The organism is Trebonia sp. (assembly GCF_049794275.1).
GTDB lineage: Bacteria > Actinomycetota > Actinomycetes > Streptosporangiales > Streptosporangiaceae > Trebonia.
On sequence record NZ_JBARCR010000568.1, the window covers coordinates 1 to 2,549 of the forward strand.

At 73.1% G+C, this 2,549-nt stretch carries 3 protein-coding genes; all 3 read left to right on the forward strand.

Annotation, left to right across the window (positions count from 1 at the left end; translation table 11 throughout):
- The first annotated feature begins 23 nt into the window (after window positions 1–23).
- On the forward strand, window positions 24–833 hold the full coding sequence (locus WA805_RS15505) for a TlyA family RNA methyltransferase (protein WP_425242672.1): 810 nt from the start codon (window positions 24–26) through the stop codon (window positions 831–833).
- Complete coding sequence (locus WA805_RS15510; RefSeq protein WP_422278241.1) at window positions 826–1,848, forward strand: NAD kinase; 1,023 nt, start codon at window positions 826–828, stop codon at window positions 1,846–1,848. The genes WA805_RS15505 and WA805_RS15510 overlap by 8 nt, the downstream gene beginning before the upstream one ends.
- Window positions 1,841–2,549: AAA family ATPase (locus WA805_RS15515; RefSeq protein WP_425242671.1), on the forward strand; the 709-nt coding region annotated here is incomplete at its 3' end. The genes WA805_RS15510 and WA805_RS15515, both read left to right, overlap by 8 nt.

Genomic DNA, 2,549 nt, shown 5'->3' on the forward strand with positions numbered 1-2,549 from the left:
GAGCAAGGGGAGCTGGACCGCCGGTGACCGTGCGGTCCAGGCTGGACGCCGAGCTTGTCAGGCGGGGGCTGGCCAGGTCCCGTGAGCAGGCGGCGGAGCTGATCGCCGCGGGCCGGGTGGCGGTGTCAGGGCAGACCGCGGCCAAGGCCGCGACCCAGGTGAACAGGGACGCCCCGGTGACGGTCACTGCCGATGACGAGGGTCCGCAGTACGTCTCGCGCGGCGGGCACAAGCTCGCCGGCGCCCTGCGCGTCTTCGCCGACGGCGGCCTGACCGTGGCGGGGAAGCGGTGCCTGGACGCGGGCGCGTCCACCGGCGGGTTCACCGACGTGCTGCTGCGCGCGGGCGCGGCGCACGTCGTTGCCGTTGACGTGGGATACGGGCAGCTGGCCTGGAGCCTGCGCACCGACCCGCGGGTCACCGTCCTGGACCGGGTCAACGTCCGCTCCCTCGACCCGGCTCTGGTGGCCCCGCCGCCCGCGGTCGTCGTGGCGGACCTGTCGTTCATCTCGCTGACCCTGGTGCTGCCCGCGCTGGTCGCGTGCGCCGCGCCGGACGCGGACTTCGCGCTGATGGTGAAGCCCCAGTTCGAGGTCGGCAAGGGCCGGGTGGGGGCGGGCGGCGTGGTGCGCGACCCCACCGACCGGGCCGCCGCGGTGCGAGCCGTCTGTGACGCCGCGGCCTCGCTGGGGCTAGGCGTAAGAGATGTAACGGCCAGTCCGCTCCCGGGACCAGCGGGAAACGTGGAGTATTTCGTGTGGCTGCGCCGCGGCGCGCCGCTGCTGTCCGACGACGCCCTGCGGCACGCGATCGAGACGGGACCCGATGCCTGATTCCCCCCGGACAATGTTCGTGCTCGTGCACACCGGCAAGGAGAACGCGGTGCGCAGCGCGCGGTTCGTCATCGAGCGGCTGATCGCCGCCGGCGTCACGGTGCGGGTCGCCGAAGACGAGGCGCCCGACCTGCGCTGCGCGGGCGTCACCGAGGTGCCGGCAGGCCCTGAAGCGGCCAAGGGCGCGGAACTGGTGATCGTGCTCGGCGGCGACGGTACGCTGCTGCGCGCCGCGGAGATCGCCCGTCCGGCGCGGACCCCGCTGATCGGCGTGAACCTCGGCCACATCGGCTTCCTCGCCGAGGCAGAACCCGACGGGCTCGCCGAGACCGTCGACCGTCTCGTCGCGGGGGAGTACCGGGTCGAAGAACGGATGACGATCGACGTCATAGTGCGCGACAACGGCACCGAGCTCGCCGCCACCTGGGCGCTGAACGAGGCGACCGTGGAGAAGGCCCGCAGGGAGCGGATGATCGAGGTCATCATCGAGGTCGACGGGCGGCCGCTGTCCCGCTGGGGATGTGACGGCGTGGTCTGCGCGACGCCGACGGGATCGACCGCGTACGGGTTCTCCGCGGGCGGCCCAGTGGTGTGGCCAGAGGTAGAGGCGCTGCTGATGGTGCCGATCAGCGCACACGCGCTGTTCGCCAGGCCGCTGGTAGTTTCCCCAAACTCGGTTCTCGCGGTAGAACTAGTGTACGAGGGTGTCGCCGCCCACGCCGACGCCGGCCGGCTCAGCGCCGAGTCGGCCGGTCACGAGCCGGCGTGGGCAGAGACATCAGAAGCCGTTATGTGGTGCGATGGGCGTCGTAGGTTCGACTTGCCGCCCGGTGCCCGGGTCGAGGTGCGCCGGGGCTCGCTGCCGGTGCTCCTTGCGAGGGTGCACGGGCCGGGGCCGGGTGTGGACGGCGGGCCGGGTGCCGGCGCGTCGTTCACCGACCGGCTGGTGGCCAAGTTCGGGCTGCCCGTCGCAGGCTGGCGGGGTAGGAAGGAGACTGCTGGCGGTCATGCTTGAGGAAGTGCGTATCACCGGGCTCGGGGTCATCGACGACGCGCTGCTCGAGCTGTCCCCGGGTTTCACCGCGCTGACCGGCGAGACAGGCGCGGGCAAGACGATGGTGGTGACCGGGCTCGGCCTGCTGTTCGGCGGCCGCGCGGACCCGTCGCGGGTCCGGCCCGGCGAGCAGCGCGCGGCGGTGGAGGGCCGGCTCAGGACCGAGCCGTCCGGCAAGGTAGCCCGCCAGGTCGAAGAGGCCGGCGGCGAACTCGACGAGGACGGCACGCTGGTGCTGACCAGGTCGGTGTCGGCCGAGGGCCGGTCCCGGGCGTTCGCCGGAGGCCGCAGCGTGCCGGTGTCGCTGCTCACCTACCTGGCCGACGACCTGGTCGCCGTGCACGGCCAGTCCGACCAGCAGCAGCTGCTCAAGCCAGGCAGGCAGCGCGAGGCGCTCGACAAGTACGCGGGCGCCGAGCTTGCCGTCGTGCTCGGCGACTACCAGCGGACGTTCCAGCGGCACCGGAAGGTGCACGAGGAGCTCATGACGCTGACCTCGCTGGCGCGATCCCGCGCGGCGGAGGCCGAAGCCCTTCGGGCCGGCCTCACCGAGATCGAGAAGCTCGAGCCGGAGGCCGGCGAGGAGGCCGCGCTGCGCGCCGAGGAGGAGCGGCTGGCCAACGCCGACGCGCTGCACGCCGGCGCGACGGTGGCGCACGAGG

Bases quoted from the DNA above. Each gene is read 5' to 3' on its own strand.
- WA805_RS15510 (WP_422278241.1), top strand. From the start codon at position 826: ATGCCTGATTCCCCCCGGACAATGTTCGTGCTCGTGCACACCGGCAAG.